Origin of the sequence: Nitrosomonas sp. (assembly GCF_019635155.1) — a bacterium.
Lineage (GTDB): Bacteria > Pseudomonadota > Gammaproteobacteria > Burkholderiales > Nitrosomonadaceae > Nitrosomonas.
The window spans coordinates 1-18,822 of the sequence record NZ_JAHBZY010000006.1 but is presented as its reverse complement, the minus strand read 5'-3'; the positions used below and the strand labels follow the sequence as shown (position 1 = coordinate 18,822).

General features: G+C 47.4%; 16 protein-coding genes and 2 tRNA genes. 8 read left to right on the top strand and 10 right to left on the bottom strand.

Features of this window, described 5'->3' with window-relative positions:
- Positions 1-12: 12 nt before the first annotated feature.
- From KF839_RS05595 to KF839_RS05570, 6 genes are all read right to left on the bottom strand, one after another.
- Positions 13-89: transfer RNA gene (locus KF839_RS05595), tRNA-Ile, on the bottom strand.
- An 11-nt stretch (positions 90-100) separates the two neighbouring features.
- Positions 101-2,110 carry an RNA polymerase sigma factor RpoD gene (gene rpoD, locus KF839_RS05590; RefSeq protein WP_416362349.1) on the bottom strand — a complete coding sequence of 670 codons (2,010 nt, stop codon included), beginning with the start codon at positions 2,108-2,110 and terminating at the stop codon, positions 101-103.
- 336 nt (positions 2,111-2,446) lie between these two features.
- Complete coding sequence (gene dnaG / locus KF839_RS05585) at positions 2,447-4,249, bottom strand: DNA primase (protein WP_292916854.1); 1,803 nt, start codon at positions 4,247-4,249, stop codon at positions 2,447-2,449.
- A gap of 79 nt (positions 4,250-4,328) precedes the next feature.
- A complete protein-coding gene (locus KF839_RS05580) occupies positions 4,329-4,775 on the bottom strand; it encodes a GatB/YqeY domain-containing protein (RefSeq protein ID WP_292916853.1) in 447 nt (148 codons plus the stop codon).
- Positions 4,776-4,889: 114 nt separating this feature from the next.
- Positions 4,890-5,102: a 30S ribosomal protein S21 gene (gene rpsU / locus KF839_RS05575; protein WP_013648785.1), complete on the bottom strand. Its 213-nt coding sequence runs from the start codon at positions 5,100-5,102 to the stop codon at positions 4,890-4,892.
- A gap of 343 nt (positions 5,103-5,445) precedes the next feature.
- Positions 5,446-5,521 (bottom strand) — tRNA-Met (locus KF839_RS05570).
- Positions 5,522-5,610: 89 nt separating this feature from the next.
- On the opposite strand from KF839_RS05570, the gene KF839_RS05565 reads away from it, so the two are divergent.
- Positions 5,611-6,777, top strand: a complete 1,167-nt coding sequence (locus KF839_RS05565; RefSeq protein ID WP_292916852.1) for a UbiH/UbiF family hydroxylase — start codon at positions 5,611-5,613, stop codon at positions 6,775-6,777.
- A 25-nt stretch (positions 6,778-6,802) separates the two neighbouring features.
- Positions 6,803-7,525 carry a DsbC family protein gene (locus KF839_RS05560; protein ID WP_292916851.1) on the top strand — a complete coding sequence of 241 codons (723 nt, stop codon included), beginning with the start codon at positions 6,803-6,805 and terminating at the stop codon, positions 7,523-7,525.
- A gap of 45 nt (positions 7,526-7,570) precedes the next feature.
- Here the strand turns inward: KF839_RS05560 and mltA are convergent, their stop codons facing one another.
- Both mltA and KF839_RS05550 read right to left on the bottom strand, forming a co-directional pair.
- Positions 7,571-8,773, bottom strand: a complete 1,203-nt coding sequence (mltA, locus tag KF839_RS05555; protein ID WP_292916850.1) for a murein transglycosylase A — start codon at positions 8,771-8,773, stop codon at positions 7,571-7,573.
- A gap of 227 nt (positions 8,774-9,000) precedes the next feature.
- A complete protein-coding gene (locus KF839_RS05550) occupies positions 9,001-9,747 on the bottom strand; it encodes a Nif3-like dinuclear metal center hexameric protein (protein ID WP_292916849.1) in 747 nt (248 codons plus the stop codon).
- A gap of 61 nt (positions 9,748-9,808) precedes the next feature.
- Between KF839_RS05550 and KF839_RS05545 the strand changes: the two genes are divergently transcribed.
- Both KF839_RS05545 and KF839_RS05540 read left to right on the top strand, forming a co-directional pair.
- Complete coding sequence (locus tag KF839_RS05545) at positions 9,809-10,948, top strand: Do family serine endopeptidase (RefSeq protein ID WP_292916848.1); 1,140 nt, start codon at positions 9,809-9,811, stop codon at positions 10,946-10,948.
- Between the two features lie 39 nt (positions 10,949-10,987).
- A complete protein-coding gene (locus KF839_RS05540; RefSeq protein ID WP_292916847.1) occupies positions 10,988-12,640 on the top strand; it encodes an MFS transporter in 1,653 nt (550 codons plus the stop codon).
- Between the two features lie 61 nt (positions 12,641-12,701).
- Here KF839_RS05540 and KF839_RS05535 read toward each other — a convergent pair whose 3' ends face one another.
- The gene (locus tag KF839_RS05535) at positions 12,702-13,502 is read right to left on the bottom strand and encodes a YiiX/YebB-like N1pC/P60 family cysteine hydrolase (RefSeq protein ID WP_292916846.1); all 801 of its coding nucleotides are present in this window, start codon (positions 13,500-13,502) and stop codon (positions 12,702-12,704) included.
- 252 nt (positions 13,503-13,754) lie between these two features.
- Between KF839_RS05535 and KF839_RS05530 the strand changes: the two genes are divergently transcribed.
- A complete protein-coding gene (locus tag KF839_RS05530; protein WP_292916845.1) occupies positions 13,755-14,228 on the top strand; it encodes a potassium channel family protein in 474 nt (157 codons plus the stop codon).
- Positions 14,229-14,282: 54 nt separating this feature from the next.
- Here the strand turns inward: KF839_RS05530 and KF839_RS05525 are convergent, their stop codons facing one another.
- Positions 14,283-15,341: a hypothetical protein gene (locus tag KF839_RS05525; RefSeq protein WP_292916844.1), complete on the bottom strand. Its 1,059-nt coding sequence runs from the start codon at positions 15,339-15,341 to the stop codon at positions 14,283-14,285.
- A 169-nt stretch (positions 15,342-15,510) separates the two neighbouring features.
- Here KF839_RS05525 and KF839_RS05520 point away from each other — a divergent pair, with 169 nt between their 5' ends.
- The 3 genes from KF839_RS05520 to KF839_RS05510 all read left to right on the top strand — a co-directional run bounded on the left by KF839_RS05520 (position 15,511) and on the right by KF839_RS05510 (position 18,689).
- Entirely contained in the window at positions 15,511-16,434 is a 924-nt protein-coding gene (locus KF839_RS05520; protein WP_292916843.1) for a histone deacetylase family protein, read from the top strand.
- A 267-nt stretch (positions 16,435-16,701) separates the two neighbouring features.
- Entirely contained in the window at positions 16,702-17,421 is a 720-nt protein-coding gene (locus KF839_RS05515; protein ID WP_292916842.1) for a c-type cytochrome, read from the top strand.
- Complete coding sequence (locus KF839_RS05510) at positions 17,418-18,689, top strand: cytochrome c (protein WP_292916841.1); 1,272 nt, start codon at positions 17,418-17,420, stop codon at positions 18,687-18,689. The genes KF839_RS05515 and KF839_RS05510 overlap by 4 nt, the downstream gene beginning before the upstream one ends.
- Positions 18,690-18,822: the final 133 nt, after the last annotated feature.

The following is an 18,822-nucleotide window of genomic DNA, read 5'->3' as shown; positions in this document are numbered from 1 at the left end:
CCTCTTGATTTCTGGTGGGTCTGGTTGGACTCGAACCAACGACCAAGGGATTATGAGTCCCCTGCTCTAACCGACTGAGCTACAGACCCTAAACCTTTCACTAATTATTGCCAGTATCCAGAAAGCTCCGTAACCGTTCCGAACGTGCCGGGTGGCGCAGTTTACGCAATGCTTTTGCTTCGATTTGGCGAATGCGTTCACGGGTAACATCGAATTGTTTACCCACTTCTTCTAAGGTGTGGTCAGTGTTCATTTCTATACCGAAGCGCATACGCAACACCTTGGCCTCGCGAGGCGTCAACGAATCCAGTATATCCTTAGTCACCCCTCGTAAGCTCGCATAAACTGCAGCATCGGCAGGTGCCATCGTTGCAGAGTCTTCAATAAAATCACCCAAGTGTGAATCTTCATCGTCACCAATGGGTGTTTCCATCGAAATGGGTTCTTTCGAGATTTTAAGAATTTTTCGGATCTTTTCCTCCGGCATTTCCATTTTCTGCGCCAATACAGCCGGCTCTGGTTCTTGTCCAGTCTCTTGCAGAATCTGGCGTGAAATACGATTCATTTTGTTGATGGTTTCGATCATATGCACCGGTATCCGGATTGTCCTCGCTTGGTCGGCGATAGATCGTGTAATTGCTTGGCGTATCCACCAAGTCGCATAAGTTGAAAATTTGTAACCGCGGCGGTATTCGAATTTGTCAACCGCCTTCATCAGACCGATGTTCCCTTCTTGAATGAGATCAAGAAATTGCAGACCACGATTGGTGTACTTCTTAGCAATAGAAATAACCAAACGTAAATTCGCTTCTGTCATTTCACGTTTGGCTCTCCGTGCCTTTGCCTCGCCAGTCGACATTCTGCGATTGATCTCCTTGAGATCTTTGATTGGAATGCCGATCATATCCCGTAGCGCCAACAATTTCTGTTGCTCCTCGAGAATCGCGGGTTTATAGTGTTCAAGCGACTGGCTATATGGCTTTCCAGTATTGATTTCGTCAACTATCCAATCAAGATTGGTTTCATTTCCTGGGAAAGTTTTAATGAAATGATTTCTTGGCATCTTTGCTTTGGATACACACAAATCCATTATTCTTCGCTCGTAATTCCGCACATCGCCAACCAAATCACGTTGTGTATCACAAAGTTTCTCTACCATTTTTGCAGAAAAGCGGATGCCCATCAATTCCGATGAAATTTTTTCCTGCAAATCAAGGTACGCTTGATGATAAGAACCGTCCTTATTAAGCACCGTTTGCATCTCATAATAGATTTCTCGGATAACCGAAAAACGCTCTAGTGCATCCGCTTTTAACTTTAACAGATCAGCGCTCGCAATTGCAGAACCATCACCGTCATCTTCCTCTTCTTCGTCACTAAGATCGCTTGAAGCTAATTCTTGATCAAGTGATTCTTCCGAGAATTCTTCGTTGATGATTTCTTGCGCATTTGCGTCCAAGAGACCATCGACTACCTCATCAATACGAATGATATCTTTCTCGACCTCCGTAGCCAGATCAACAATCTTCCCAATAATAGGAGGGCAGGCTGAAATTGCTTGAATCATGTGCCGCAACCCGCCTTCTATGCGCTTTGCAATCTCAATTTCGCTTTCACGGGTGAGCAATCCAACCGAGCCCATTTCGCGCATATACATACGGACGGGGTCCGTTGTACGGCCAAATTCGGAGTCTACCGTCGAAAGCGCCGCTTCGGCTTCTTCCGCGACATCTTCATCGGCCACAGTTGTTGCTGCATCTGACATTAGCAATGTTTCAGCGTCAGGCGCTTCATCATGTACCGATATGCCCATGTCATTGATCATACTGATGATGCCTTCTATCTGTTCAGCATCAAGCATATCATCGGGCAAATGATCATTTATTTCTGCATACGTCAGATATCCACGTTCTTTCCCTAAGCCGATCAGCATTTTTAAACGCATGCGGCGTGCTTCAATATCTTGTGGTTGCGGATTACCACTTTCAATAGCTGAAATGGTTCCCACAGCGCCTAATTGATCTATTGCAGCATTTACTTTATTTTTCTTGGGTGTTCTTCCCCTTGGTTTCTTACCATCATTAGATTCAGCATTAATAAAATCGGACATTGTTGTTTGAGAAGCATCGCTGTTCACTTGCTTCGTGCCAGCGGAAAAAACCATTTCTGCGGCAACATCACTGTTTTCCACTTTCTCTACTGTCTTCTTATTAGTCACTTTTATTTTCTTTTCAGATTTTGCTGCTAATTTTTCAAGTTCTCCCTTCCCAATCATTTCCTTCCCGGAAATTTTTTCTTTCTTGGATGCTAAATTTTTAACAACTTCTTTATTTTCCGACCCGACCGCTTTCTTTGGCATATTGGATTCCCAATACATAATTTGTTAATAAGACGCTCAAAGTTTGGAATTGTATCAAAATTTGATACGACTAACACTATGTAACTGCTATTGCTGCTTAACTAATTGTTGCAACTCCATTTTTTCCTCATCGCTCAGCATATTCAACGACTTACTCTGTAATTCGGTTATCCGTTCCTTATACTGCATAAGTCTCAATTTTTTCAAGGTATCTGAAAATTCGGATTCGATAGCCGTTGAATGATTCCATTCCATAGTTTCGCACTCGATACTCTCCAGCAGCGTTTTATAGGGACTATCTTGAAAGTAGCTTGCTATTGAGAATACCGAGCTTTTTTCAATCAAATGTGGATGTGCATCAAAAAAAACAAACAATGCTTCCAAAGCAGCTGTTTCTTCATTTTTTTCATGCAATTTGACAAATAAATCCCGGTCAAGTTTAGTTACGTAGCTGGGGTCATACAGCAATATCCGGATCAATCGCCGATACAATGTGACCATCCGCTTTCTTTCATTATTTCCGACCTTCTTGACTTCGGAAACACGCTTAATCTGCAACAAAGCATCTAATTCTTTATCAGCAAGCTCACTCAGCTCCGCTAAACGCCGCTTCAAAATTAATGACAATGCCGGCGCCACTATTCGCTGCAATAATGGTTTCGCATCCTTAACTAATTTTGCGCGACCTTCACCGGTTTGCAGCTTTATTCCCGTACATAGTTCCTTAAAAAAAAATTCTGATAGAGGCATTGCCTGTGCGATTTGCTTCTCAAAAGATTCTTTTCCATATTGATTTACGTAACTATCCGGGTCAGCGCCTTCCGGTAAAAAAAGAAATCCCAGGTATTTACCATCCGTAAGCAATTCCAAGCTATTCTCCAGTGCTCGCCATGCCGCCTTTCTCCCCGCCCGATCACCATCAAAACAGAAAATAATATTATCCGTTTGACGTAACAATCTCTGCACATGAAAGCTGGTAGTCGCCGTACCCAAGGTAGCCACAACATTATCAACACCATGTTGTGACAGCGCGATCACATCCATGTATCCTTCCACAACGATTACGCAATTCGCCTCACGGATAGCACGGCGCGCCGAAAAAAAATTATACAGTTCTCGTCCTTTCTCGAACAAAGTTGTTTCGGGAGAATTCAGATATTTTGGCTCTTCCTGCGCAAGAACCCTTCCACCGAAACCGACAATTTGTCCTTTTTGATTAAGAATCGGAAACATAATTCGATCTCTGAAACGATCATATTGTTTGGCATCATCGTTAATAATGACCAAGCCTGCTTGCATCAATATCCTGCGAATTCTTTCAGAGGAGTAATCAGAAAAAACCGCCTCCAGATTCTGCCAAGCAGCGGGCGCATAACCAATGGCAAATCGCGCCGCAGTTTTTCCTGATATGCCACGTTTTTTAAGATAAAAAATCGCTTTCTCGGAAAGTTTGAGCTGCTCACGATAATAATGGGTTGCAATCTGCATGGCATTAATCAAGTCTTTCGAAACTATCACGTCACTCTCATGATCTTGGTTATTTCCCGGATCTTGCGATAGATCATTTGAAACAATATGCTTAGGAGAGTTGTCGTTCGACTGCAGAGGCACCTCCATTCCAGCATATCCCGCCAGACTCTGCACTGCCTCAACAAACCCTAAGCCATTGTACTCAATTATGAAATTGATTGCGTTACCGTGCGCACCACAACCAAAACAATGATAAAACTGTTTAGTCTGGCTGACTGTAAAAGAAGGGGTTTTCTCGTTATGAAACGGACAACAGGCAACGAAATTAGCGCCCGCTTTTTTCAAAGGAACATGACGATCAATCGTATCAACAATATCCACCCGATTGAGTAAGTCATGAATAAAAGACTGAGGAATCATTTCCTAGAGCTATAAAAAATGCTTAGCTCCAAGTATAAATAAGTTATGAGAACTGCGGTTATTTTAAATAAACGGGATGTCAGGATGATATTTTTGCTTTAATAAGCGCTGATACTTGTGCCATATCCGCCCGCCCGGCAAGTTTGGGCTTAAGAATGGCCATAACTTTCCCCATGTTTTGCATCCCCATGGCACCAGTTTCTGAAATAGCTGCAATAATCAAATTATTAATTTCAGATTCAGAGAACGGTTGCGGCATATAAGCACTTAAAATGGCGACTTCATCCTTCTCAATTTCTGCCAAATCGGAGCGTTCAGCCACTTCGTACTGTGCAATCGAATCCTTCCGCTGCTTAAGCATTTTTTCGATTACAGCAATCACTGTCGCATCGTCCAATGTGATACGTTCATCGACTTCGCGTTGTTTTATCGCTGCTTGAAGTAAACGAATCGTATCCCGCTGCTTCGTATTGCCTGCTCGCATTGCCAATTTCAAATCGTCGGAGATTCTTTCCTTCAAACTCATATATTGTTTTAACGTAAGCAGGTCACTTCTAATTCTAATGAAACATTCGGAACAGAATTATACGATAGCTTTATTTTACAATGTGTTCCGTTCCAGTTTATTATTTAAGATAACTTAATAAAGTTTAGGCGGTAGCAATTGACTACGCAAGCGCTTATAGTTTCTTTTTACAGCTGCTGCCAGTTTTCTTTTACGTTCCGCAGTCGGTTTTTCATAAAATTCGCGTGCGCGTAATTCTGTCAAAATCCCTGTTTTTTCTATAGAACGTTTGAAGCGACGCATAGCTACTTCGAATGGTTCATTTTCCTTAACTTTAATTGTTGTCATAAATAGGCAATACCCTCATATTGTAGATTGATAAATATAATTAACACCTGCTCATTGCCGCTCAAATAAACAAAGCGCAACAAAAGTCGGCAAGTATAACACTGTGAATTTGGTTATAAAAGACTTATTTACATCACTCGGAAACACAAACAATAATTGCTATGCGGTGCCAGAAAAAATCCAAAAACCGGATAGAAAAGAACAGTCACGAAACACTTCAGATGCCCGGCATGGGCATCAAAGCGACTGGCATCTTGGTGTGATTATTGCAAGAAATTTTGAATTCAATAGAAGAAATATGCACTTATCAATGATCATATTTCTTTTTTTAGCACTCACCGACTGGTGGCGAATCAGGGATTTGAACCCCGGACCAACGGATTATGATTCCGCTGCTCTAACCACTGAGCTAATTCGCCACATGCAAAACACAAGCCGGGCATTTTGCCCTTGGGATAATGTCTTGTCAAGACTAAGGATCTGACAAAGCAGTGGTATAATCCATCCCATGAAATTCGATCTGATAATTATTGGTGGCGGACTTGTTGGAGCCGGTCTGGCAGCGGCATTAAAAGATTGCGACTTAAAAATTGCTGTAGTTGAGCCCCATCTTGCTGCGGCGATACCTCGGAATGACAGCTGGGATAACCGGGTTTATGCAATCAGCCCGGGAAGCGCTGCTTTCTTACGAGCCATCGGCGCATGGCCGCTCATGGATGACGAACGCATCGCACCGGTGCATGAAATGTTAGTTTTCGGTGACGATAGCACTGCCCGCATTAATTTCAGCGCTTATGAAATTGGCATCCCGGAGCTGGCATTCATAATTGAAAACCGCCAACTGCAAGCAGCCGTATGGGAAGTTCTTCAATCCGCTAACGACAACATTCAAATATTTTGTCCTGCGAAATGTACCGCGATCCAATGGTTCGAATCGCACGTCGAAGTTCAGTTGGAAGATGGCAGACTGCTAGAAGCGGCATTACTGGTTGGAGCGGACGGCGTAAACTCCTGGGTGCGTCAACAAGCGGCAATTAATGTAACGAAGCATGCCTATCATCAGATCGGCGTGGTGGCCAATTTCAGTACCGAACAAGCACATCGTCAAATCGCGCATCAATGGTTTCGCCGGGATGGAATACTCGCCTTGTTACCGCTTCCCGATAAACGAGTATCGATGGTTTGGTCTACCATTGAAGATCATGCAGCTTTTCTAACCCAACTGTCAGCGGAAGAGTTGTGTCGGCGAGTGGAAGAAGCTTCGTCTCACACGCTTGGAAAGTTACAATTAATTACACCCCCGGTCGGATTTCCATTAAATTTTGTACACGTAGAGAAATTAACCAAACCACGCCTAGTACTGATCGGTGACGCTGCCCATGGTATCCACCCATTAGCCGGACAAGGCGTAAATCTGGGTTTGCGTGATACACGCGAATTAGCGGCAATACTCAAAGCATATAACCATACGGATTGCGGGGATCCGATGGTACTAAGACGTTACGAGCTAGCCCGCAAGGAGGACATTTTCGCTTTAGAAGTGGTGACCGATGGCTTACAAAAATTGTTTAACAATTCTAATCCGACCATGGCGCGTTTGCGCAATCTCGGACTCGAAATCACCGATCGGCTACCGCTGATTAAGAATCGATTAATGCAACACGCCCTGAACTAATCATTATTTTTAAACTGGAGTTATTATGGCAATGCACTTGAAGCTTTTCATTTATCTATTAATTTTAGGTGCTTTCTCAACAGCTGTACACGCCGATGAAGAAGCTTTGAGAAAAGCGATTGAACCTCATTTTGCCGGTCAGAAAATTGATAGCATCAAGAAAACTCCATTCATGGGTCTGTACGAAGTAGTGGTAGGCGATGAAGTTTTTTATACCGACGACAAAGCCGATTATTTTTTCTTTGGTCACGTGATCGATACTAAAACCCGTGTAAGTATGACGAACGAACGCATTCAGGAAATCAAAGCCGCTCGGCGCGTTCCTTTCGACACCTTACCGCTGCAATACGCGATCAAAGCGGTTAAAGGCGACGGCAGCCGGAAATTAGCGGTTTATACCGACCCTAATTGCCCGTATTGCAAACAATTGGAAAAAGAATTGTTGAACATTACCAATGTAACCGTCTATAACCTGTTGTATCCGGTACTGCGAGGTTCGATGGAATTATCAGCGAAAATCTGGTGCTCCAGCAATCCGATCAAAGCATGGGAAGATTTCATGCTGAGAAGCGTTGCACCATCGTCGAAAGATTGTGAAACACCGCTGGAAACCTTGGTTCAATCAGGTCGCGAAAATAAAGTATCGGGCACACCGACCCTGATTTTTGCGGATGGCTCGATTGTCGGTGGCATGATTCCGGCCGCAACAATCGAAGAAAAATTAAATAGCGCAGCTAAAAGCAAATAATCCTAAAAACAAGAAAGGCTTGATGAGAAAATCAGCAGGCCTTTTTTATTGCCGGGTCACCAGCGGAAATTGATAATCACGCGGCAACAGCACCCACATTTTTCCCGATTGCTTCATTTTACCTGCCTGATTTCCGGCTTCATGCCCAAAGCCCCAGAAAAAATCGGCGCGTACTCCACCCTTGATCGCGCCACCCACATCCTGAGCAACCATGAGGCGGTTCAATGGCTTATTGGTATTTGGCCAAGTCGTCGACAAAAACACCGGCGCTCCCTGCGGAATGGACTGCGGATCAATTGCGATACTGCGACCCGCGGTCAATGGCACACCCAATGCACCGACCGGCCCTGATAAATCGGACGGCAATTCACGGAAAAATACGTAACGCGCGTTTTGTTGCAACAGCTCCGGCAATTTCTTCGGGTTTTGCTGCCCCCACTGTTTAATCCCTTGCATGGAGGCTTTTTCGAGCGGCAATTCACCCTGCTCTACCAGAAGCTTACCAATCGAATTGTAGGGGTAGCCGTTTTGGTCCGCAAACCCTACTTTCATGATCTCCCCATTATCAAAAACGATTCGACCGGAACCTTGCACGTGCAGAAAAAATAACTCAACTTCATCCTCCACCCATAAGAGCTCGTAACCATCCAGCAGCTTCGGGTTATTCATGATGTCGGCGCGGGAATGGAAAGGAACCACTTTGCGTCCGTCCAATCGGCCGCGCAAACGCAAATCTTTTAACTCCGGATAAGCTGCACCCAAATCAATCGTCAATAGATCATCGGGAGCGGCATAGATCGGAAAACGGTAACGACTGGAAGGTTTGCGGCTACCTTTAAGCAACGGCTCGTAATAACCGGTCACCAATCCTTCTTCAGTAGTATCGGTATTGATAATTTGATAAGGCGTAAAATTAGCTTCAAAAAATTTTCTTACCGCCGCATTATCAGGTTGCTTAAGCAGCGATGCCTGCCGGCACGATTCCTTCCATGCCGGTTGCTTATTCAAAGCCAGACAACTTTTCTGAAATGCTCGCCAAGCTGGCAACAGATCATCATCCCGCCAGCCGGTCAACGCGGACCAGGCCACTTTCTTTTGAATGGACTTGGTAAACGGTTTGTCCAGAGGCAGTGCTGGCATCGCCGTTTCCGCAGGCTTACCGGGCGCTACCACAGGACTCACGGATTCAGTCGCGCATCCGGCCAACAGCGAGCATAGCAAAATAGCAAAACTTAATTGGTTTTTCATCGGATTTTGGTTAAAGTAGAAATCTCGTGAATTTTGATAACAAACTCTAAAAATGTGGTTACTCATAGTCGAAGCGGCAGTTGCATTGGGTCTTTTTCTTTTCATTATCTGGTGGACCATGTTTTCCGGCAAAAAAAAGAAAAAGGATGATGATCAAAACACATAATTCACAACGCTAAAACCGCCGGCATAAAACATAAAGCAAATATTCTTCGCCATTCATTAAACTACACCGGGTTCTCGATATCAATAAACTGATGGCGAATACCGAATTTTTGCGCGATATGATCGCCAACCGCTTGTACGCCGTAGCGCTCGGTTGCGTGATGTCCCGCCGCAATGAATGCAACACCCGATTCGCGAGCGATATGCACGTGCTGCTCGGAAATTTCACCGGTCAAATAAGCATCGACTCTCTGCCGGATAGCTGACTCAAAATAGCTTTGCGCAGCACCGGTGCACCAAGCGATTTGCCGGATCGTTTTCTCCGGGTCGCCGATAATCATGGGCTTACGCAACAAAGTTCGAGAAATTTTATGACTGAATGAATATAAGGTAACGGGTTGCGGCAATTCCCCGATAATTCCAACATCCTGTTCACCGAAACGGCCGGTCTCGATCAAACCCAATTTTTTCCCCAATAGCACGTTATTGCCCAAATGCGGATGCGCATCCAGCGGCAAATGATAGGCGAACAAATTGAGTTGCTGATTCAGCAGTAACGCAATGCGGCGGCTTTTCATGCCGGTGATGCGCATGTCTTCGCCACGCCAGAAATAGCCGTGATGCACGAGAATCGCATCCGCTTTAGCTGCAATCGCAGCTTGCAGCAAATCCAACGAAGCCGTGACACCGCTGATAATGGTTTGAATGTTACCGCGCCCTTCCACTTGCAAGCCATTTGGGCAATAATCATGAAAGCGGGAAATATCCAACAATTGATTCAAATGATTTTCCAGTTCATCTCGATGCATTAACGCTCTCCTTGGTGCATAAACTACTTTGCAGTAAATTGATTTTGGAGTAACCACACTGATGTACAGACTTTGGTTGATTTTTGCACAAACAGCAACAATTTTTCTGGCTATTTTTTTTACCGTATCGACGTTGCGGCCTGATTTACTGTCGTGGAGACCCCGCGGAGAAATCGTAACCATAAAGGAAGCGGTGCCTGTTGTAGAAACACCAAGACCGGATAGCTACTTTAATGCTGCGGAAGCGGCCATACCGTCGGTCGTCAATATTTTTACCAGCAAGGAAATCAAAGAGCCGCTCCACCCCTTGCTAAACGATCCATCGTTCCGCCGATTTTTTGGCGATCAATTCGAGTCACGGACACGTCGCACCTCCAGTCTGGGCTCCGGCGTCATCGTCAGCAATAATGGTTATATCCTGACCAATCACCACGTGATCGAAGCATCCGACGAAGTTGAAATCGCGCTGGTCGATGGCCGCAAAGCCAAAGCAAAATTAATCGGCTCGGATCCGGAAACCGATCTGGCAGTCCTCAAGACCGATTTAAAAAATCTGCCGGCAATCACATTCGGACAATCGCAGTACGTTAAAGTCGGCGATGTGGTGCTGGCCGTCGGCAATCCATTCGGTGTCGGTCAGAGCGTCACCATGGGGATCGTCAGCGCTTTAAGCAGAAGCCGGGTCGGCATCAATACTTTCGAAGACTTTATCCAAACCGACGCCGCCATCAATCCGGGTAATTCCGGAGGTGCGTTAACGGATACATCAGGGCACTTGATCGGCATCAACACCGCCATTTATTCCAGCAGTGGTGGTTCCCTGGGAATCGGTTTCGCGATTCCGGTCCATAACGCCCAGCAAATCATGGAACAAATCATACAGTCCGGTAGCGTCACGCGCGGCTGGTTAGGTGTGACCATGCAAGACATGACCCAGGAACTGGCTGAATCCTTCGGCTTAGCACAACCGGTGGGATCGTTAATCGCCAACACCCTCAAAGAAGGGCCCGCGGATCAGGCTGGAATCAAACCGGGCGATATCTTAACCGCTGTCGAGGGAAAACCGGTAAATAGCACATCGGAAATACTCAAAACGGTTGCAGCCTTAGAACCTGGAAAAACCGTAACGATTACGGTCATACGCAACAAACAGGAAAAATCCATCCCGGTCAAAGTCGGTGTCCGGCCTAAACAAAAATAACGCTATTCAAAAAACTTAAATAAGAAACTTCACAACCCTATGAAAAATCCACTACCGGCAACCGGTTTTTTGTCAGTCATCGCACAGTGGTTCAGCGCCAATATTCTGGCGCTTGGCCGTGAAATGCGATTGTCTTATTTACCGCCTTTGATGGTGTATGTCGCCGCTGGTATTTCCGGTTTGACCGGTATCGTCGGCACCTTCTACGTCAAGGAAAAGCTGGGATTATCCGCCGAATTTCTGGCTATGCTCGGATTCTGGATGATGCTGCCCTGGGCGCTCAAAATGCCGATGGGGCATTTGGTTGATTTGATATGGCGTTGGAAAAGCTTACTGGTGTATCTCGGCGCCAGTTTGATCATGCTGAGCTTGCTGATCATGATCGGCTTGCTGGGACACACGGAAGCGATGGCCGCCATCGCCCCTGTTGAAACTTGGTATGTCATTTCCGCGCTGCTGGCGCCCATCGGCTATGTTTTGCAGGATGTCGTGGCCGATGCCATGACTGTAGAAGCGGTACCGCGAGTCGATGAAAATGGCAATAAGCTGGATTTGGAAAAACGGAAACTGATGCATGTCACCATGCAAACCCTAGGCCGCGTCGCGATTATCGGTGGCGGTGTCCTGGTCTCTGTCGCCAATGTTTTTCTGCTGCGTGATGCAGGAGCATTGCCGGAAGCCGAAAAAGAAGCGGTATATTTGCTCGTTTACGAACTAGCGTTGATTATTCCGCTGATCTCCATTTTGGGTGTCGTATTCGCGTCCTGGTTGCATCGACAGGAGAGAAAACGGTTTCTAGCATTGGGTCACAGTTCGCAAGAAATCGACAAATTGCTGGCCGTTCATTCCGAATCGCCGTCAGTCAATTGGTGGATTCTTGGCGGCGGATTGGCTTTTACCATTATCTCGTTGAGCGTCGGTTTAAGCCGGATATCCGGTGGCGAGGAAATCATCTTTGCTATCTCCCTGACGATTATCCTCTTTCTGATGTGGCGTTTGACCGGGGAATTGGAGCCCGAAGCTCGTAACGTTCTGGTTGGCACCGCGGTCATGATTTTTATTTTCCGCGCTATTCCCGGCCCTGGTGCCGGTTCCACTTGGTGGATGATCGACGAATTGGGATTTGACCAGCAGTTTCTTGCCGTTCTATCGCTTGTCGGTGCCACCCTGACTTTATTTGGCATGTTCATTTTCCGCCGTTTTATGGCGGAACGATCGATCGCCTACATCATCGGTTTTCTGACCGTTGCCGGCACTTTTCTGTCTCTCCCGATCATCGGCATGTATTTTGGCTTGCACGAATGGACTGCAGCGATGACAGGCGGGGTGGTCGATGCTCGGTTTATCGCACTGATCGATACGGCATTGGAATCACCGTTGGGACAAATCGCAATGATTCCGATGTTGGCATGGATCGCCAATTCCGCACCGGAAAAACTCAAAGCCACCTTCTTCGCAGTAATGGCCTCTTTTACCAATCTGGCCTTATCGGCTTCGCAACTGGGCACGAAATATCTCAATCAGATCTACGAAGTCAAACGCGAAGTCAAGGACGCGGCGACCGGCCAAATCACCATACCCGCCGATTACAGCGAGCTCGGGCATTTGTTGATTACCGTTACGATTATTGGTTTTGTTTTGCCGTTGGTTACGATTCTAATCGTTAAGCATTCGCGCTTTCGTAATGCCTGACGATTTGCGGGCAACTCGATACAGTACTTTCCTTCTCATCAGTAAAGTCGCGCATAGATCTTTATCCGGGCGAATCACACCCGCAAGAATCGTCTTCCCGGTCCGCATCGCTCCAGGCAAGCTTGCGGTAATCGAAACCGTTTTCCAGCAAGGGTTTGATGATATCGAAGTACGGCGAAATATCGAAGTCGCGCGGTGTAAATAAGCTATGGTGGCGAATGTGATAGATCTCCGCATAGCAATCGGCATGCGTGGGATCCTTCGACCAGGTACGCTGAACCTCCGGCAGAATCGGGTACCGCACGGACTCGAATGCTTGCGCAATCAACGTTGAACAAATCGCACGCGTCGGATCACCGCTTCCGAGCGCCAGCAGGCGTCTGCGAAATCGAGTCGGCACCGGTGCTGTTGGCAACAGATAGCGCAACAAGTCAAAGATATGTTTAAGATCGTATTGGTGGCCCATGCGTGAAATCGCAAAATCAACGACCCGCTTGCGATCTTCAGTGCTCAGCCCGACCGGCCGGCAGATACGCGTGTGCATTTGCGCATAATGCGCCAAGGTGATGGCACGCACGCCTTCTTTCAAATCCGCTTCAATCAATACCTTTGGCAATTCCCACGGCGCACCGTGCGGCAAAACATCTCCGATATACAATGCGGCATGCGACCAGGTCGATTGCGTCAGATATTTGATAGCAACACTGATGCGGGTATCGCCTTCGACCAGCAATACATCGCCCGGTTGAAGCGTTGTCGCTAATTGTTCCTGGTTGACTGTCGCCACCTGAACATTCTGCCGCACCGGTTTGGTCAAAAACCGTGCTAACCGGCTTCCTACGAACTCCGTCACTTGCCCCATGCCATTCCCTTATGTGGCGTCAATTATCCGGGAAAATGCTGATTACCCAGCCGAGCAAGATGCGATGCACAACGGATGGAGCGCAAGAAACGGAATATCATCAAGACAGGAAAATCTCCAAGCACCATCCAACGCAGCACATAACAAATTGCTTTGCCAGCAATTAATCAGTATTTCGCCAAAACAAAATCCCAATTAAATTCTATTATATGTATTCGCCATCCATTGTGTGACAATAATCGATCCTTTTGAATGATGAACGAACACGCTTACCATCTCTTGGCACTTGCAATCTCGGTATCGGTCGTGACTGTATGTGTGATATTGCACTATGAAACACTCCGTTTTCTGGGCCGTACCGTAAGCATCCATGTGCACAAACGCATCGGCGTGCTGGTCGTGATGCTCAGCTTGCTGCTGGCGCATGTACTGGAGATAATGATTTTCGCGTTAGGTTACATGCTGATGCAGAAGGGCGCCGGATTGGGTCACATCACCGGTATGGATGAAGGTAACTTCTTCGATTTTGTTTATTTCTCATCGGTCGTTTACACCACTGTCGGGTTCGGCGACTTGCTGCCTGTCGGCGCCATCCGCATGTTGAGTGCGGCTGAAGGTCTGGCCGGCCTGGCGTTGATTACCTGGTCGGCGTCCTTTACCTTTCTGGCAATGCAGCGGTTATGGCCGCATTTGTTAACACAATCGGGGCGAAATTCGGAAGATTGAAGCAATCTGATGGTCGGTTGCAAAGCAACGAACCATCAGTTGATGCGCGATCGGTTATTTTAAACCAGCCAAATCTTGCTGATACTTGGATTTGCACTGCTCTCCTTTGCCGCCCAGATCCAACATTCCCGTCGTTCGCATGCATTCGTTATATTCAAACAGGATATCGTTTCTTTTCTGCGCGATTTTCTGCGCGGTTTCGAGAGATGCCGATAGCTGCTTCATTTGCTGCGTAATGCCTCTTAAGCTGCTATCCGAAGCGGCGCCAAGCCCTTCAATGCTTTCTTTGGTGTCATCCAGTTTTTTCAATGACTCCTGATTGACTTTTTTAACTTGTTCGGCAAGCGACTGGCTGACTCGATTGGAAACATTTCTCAGCTCATCGACATTTTGTTGCGTAATGCCCGCCAACTTTGTCTGGTAATTATTAAGTTCTCCTTGCACGAAGGTATTGATGCTGTCTTTAAAACCATCCAAGGAACCGTCAAGTTCCTCCTTGAAAGCTTGCATTTTCTTTTCAACCAGCACTTTGACATCGTCATCCAGCTTTCTCACGATCGTCTCGGAAATTTTCTCGACCGGCGGATGCGAGTCGATAATTTCCACTTTCGCCGCCGCCAAATCGGACTTGAGATCGTCAGTCAGCGTTTTTTGCTTGCCGTCGATTTGCGCCAGCGCGTTCTTTTCACTTTCCGCCACCAGCCAGGAAATCAGTATCAATTCCTTTTTCTTATCCGACTTAATGCCATGAATCATTTCGTCCAATACGCTCGCAGCCGCTCCTTTATCCGCAATACCTTTCACATGCGTCAAATTGGCCGAATCCATAAATTCCTGCAAATTTTGCTGAATCTCACCCACATTCGTATGCGCCCGGGCGGATACCATCGATTGGCGGTAAAACTCATACGGCAGATAAACAAAAGCGACCAGCGCACAGATTACCGAAGCGACCGCTTTCCATCGTTTATGTTGAATATAGAAACTCAGTCCGAAAAACGTTAAAAATAATAAAAAAAGCGGCATGATAATTTGCGCCAGTTCCAACCAGCCTTTCTCCATCAGCGACTCGATCGAAAGAAATTTCAGCATGTTGCTAATAAAATCGTTCATCAATAACTCCCCATTAGATATGACGAAAAATACAATTACACAAAAATTCAGTTTGCTGATAATTTATCACGGTATACCGGGTTGATTGAATAATCTTTACATTTTGTGACTGCCGGAGAATACCGGTATGATCACTACACTTTGAAATTTCATCGAAACGGAAAACCGCGTGCCAACCGCTTATATTTCTCATCCGGATTGTTTCAAACATGAAATGGGATCATTCCATCCGGAATGCCCGAAACGGTTGATCGCCATCGATAACGAATTGCAAGCAACCGGCTTGCTGGGGCAATTGCAACGATACCAAGCACCGCTGGCAACCACCACACAGCTCGCACGGGTGCACACCCCGGACTATATCGAAAGCATCCATCAGGCCTCTCCGGCTGCCGGGCTAGTCGCATTGGACGCCGACACCGCGATGAATCCGTTTTCATTGAGCGCCGCATTACACGCCGCCGGGGCCGTCATTTTAGCGACCGATCTGGTGCTGAGCGGTCAAGTTAGAAACGCTTTTTGTGCCGTCCGTCCGCCTGGCCATCACGCCGAATCGGATCGCGCCATGGGTTTTTGTTTGTTCAATAATATCGCGGCAGGCGCAGCGCATGCCATCGCTCAATACCATTTGCAGCGCGTCGCCATTCTGGATTTTGACGTACACCATGGCAACGGCAGCGAAGAAATATTCCGCGACAATCCGCAGATCATGCTGTGTTCGACGTTCCAACACCCTTTTTACCCCTACAGCGGCGCCAACAGCGCCACCGAGCGCATGATCAACGTACCGCTGCCACGCGGCAGTAATGGCGCGATATTCCGCCAGGCCGTCACCGATCACTGGCTCCCGGCACTCAATCGCTTCAAGCCTGAAATGATCTTCGTCTCCGCCGGTTTCGATGCGCACCAAGACGACGACATGGCGCAATTGAACTTGGATGATGACGATTATGGCTGGGTCACCCGGCAAATCAAAGCCATTGCCGCAAAATACGCACAAGACCGCATCGTCTCGGCACTGGAAGGCGGGTATGAATTAAAATCGCTGGCGCGATGCGTGGCGGCGCATATTCGGGTACTGGCAGCGGATTGAGGTGCAAGAGCAAAACTTTCACCCCGGTAAACACCATTGGAATAACGGATGAGTTACATACAGCCGCTCACGATTAACCAGGTTTTCTATCCGGTTGTTTGGATTACAGGTAGTGATATACACTGCGACTCTGCACGTCGGCTGCTGGAATAATAGATCGCATTACACGCTCGTTCCACAGAATAGCTTGACGCCCATACGGATCTTCAAGAAAGAATTCTGAAGGTTTACCGGTATTTTAATTATTTTTCATGGGTCCACGTATCAATGAAATCTTTTGCTTTTATCTTGTTAGCGATGATTTCCGGGCTGGCAAATGCTGCCGAGCCGGCATCATCCGAAATACCCGATACCCTGGATGAGCGCATAAAGCCGTGCATCATCTGCCATAGAGATGCTGACCGGATAGACCGGGATGCTTATTTCCCGCGTATTGCGGGCAAACCGGCCGGTTATCTTTATAATCAGTTGCGTAATTTTCGCGATGGGCGGCGCTATTATCAGCCGATGGCCATTTTGCTCGAAAACATGTCGGATGAATACATGCGGGAAATCGCAGAGTATTTTGCTTCCCAGCCCTACACTTATGTGGAACCGGTAGCACCTGCGCTGTCATCTGCTGAAACACAATCCGTGGAAACACTGGTGTATTCCGGCGACCCCGAACGCAATCTGCCGGCATGCAATGCTTGTCATGGCGAAGCATTGATGGGCATGCAACCGGCTATTCCCGGTCTGCTGGGTTTGCCGCATGCTTATCTGGCCGCACAGTTCGGCGGCTGGCGCAATGGCGGAATCATGCGCGGCCAAACACCCGACTGCATGTCGGAAATAGCCAAAAAGCTGACCCAGGAAGAAGTGAATGCGTTGGCACTGTGGCTTCCCGGGCTGCCGGTATCGGGACAATCCGCCGGAACGGAAACGCTTGCGCCGGAACTGGCGCAACGTTGCCAGACCATTTTGTCCGGAAAGGGGGTATCGCGATGAGAAATTCAAATAGAGCAAGGCTTGCAAACAAATTTGCCGCTTGTATTGCAGGCGGGTTGCTATCCTTGATGCAAATGGCATCGGCTCAAACGCTGGTTGATTCCGATGAACAGGTTCAGCGTGGAGAATATCTCGCCCGGGCGGGCAACTGCATGGGATGTCATACCGCGCGAGGAGGAGAACCTTATGCGGGCGGGCGCAAGCTGAATACGCCTTTCGGTGAATTCGTCACATCGAATCTCACACCGGATAACGAAACCGGGATCGGCCGCTGGAGCGGCGAGGACTTCTGGCAGGCGCTGCATTACGGAAAATCGAAGGATGGCCGCTATTTGTATCCGGCTTTTCCGTATACTGAATATACCAAAGTCACCCGGCCGGATGCCGATGCGATTTTTGCGTATTTGCGTTCACTGCCGCCCGTCGTGCAGACCAACCCGCCTCACAAGATCAGTTCGCCTTACGATAACCAGACACTCCTGTTTCTTTGGCGGAAGTGGTATTTCAAAGAAGGCGTCTATCAACTGGACAAATCGAAAAGCGCTGAATGGAACCGGGGTAACTATCTGGTTCAAGGACTCGGACACTGTAACGCCTGTCATATGCCCCGCAATGTATGGGGCGCCAGCCAGGACGATCAGCTAACCGGAGGTAAAATCATGGGTAGCTACTGGTATGCACCCTCTTTGATTTCCCCGCTGGAAGCCGGAGTCGGTGAATGGCCGATCGAAGACATTGTGGAACTGCTATCCACCGGGATAAACAGCCATGCCGTAACTTCCGGTTCTATGGCGACGATCGTCCGGCAAAGTCTGCAGTATCTGTCAGACGATGATATCCGCTCGATAGCGGTTTATCTTCAATCCCTGGGTGAGAAAAAAGACCATGCCAAAGAACCTAGAAAAGCCCGGAAAATACCGGAACGGGTCCGCCAATATCTAGCGCTCGGACAGGAAGTATATGAAAAACACTGTCAGGACTGCCACGGTCAATCCGGGGAAGGCAAGCCAAAAATATACCCCCCGCTGGCCGGAAACCGGAGTGTAACCATGAGTTCCCCGCTGAACGCAATCCGCAGCGTGCTGTATGGCGGGTATCCGCCTGCCACGGCAGGCAATCCGAGACCCTACGGCATGCCACCCTATCAACATTTCATTCGCGATATTGAAATTGCTCAGGTAGTGTCTTACATCAGGAACGCATGGGGAAATTCCGGCAGCTTGGTGAGCCCGGATGATGTTGATAACAGCCGGGGAAATGAATTTTGAATGATTCCGGTTTTTCCGGAGACTCTTCAGTTTGAGTCAGGCTGGATTAGTGCGGAAGATCGCTTTAGTAATCACCCCTCAGATTTTCTTGCTTAAATTTCCAGAAGATACGTGAATCGCCCCGGGTTTTCCA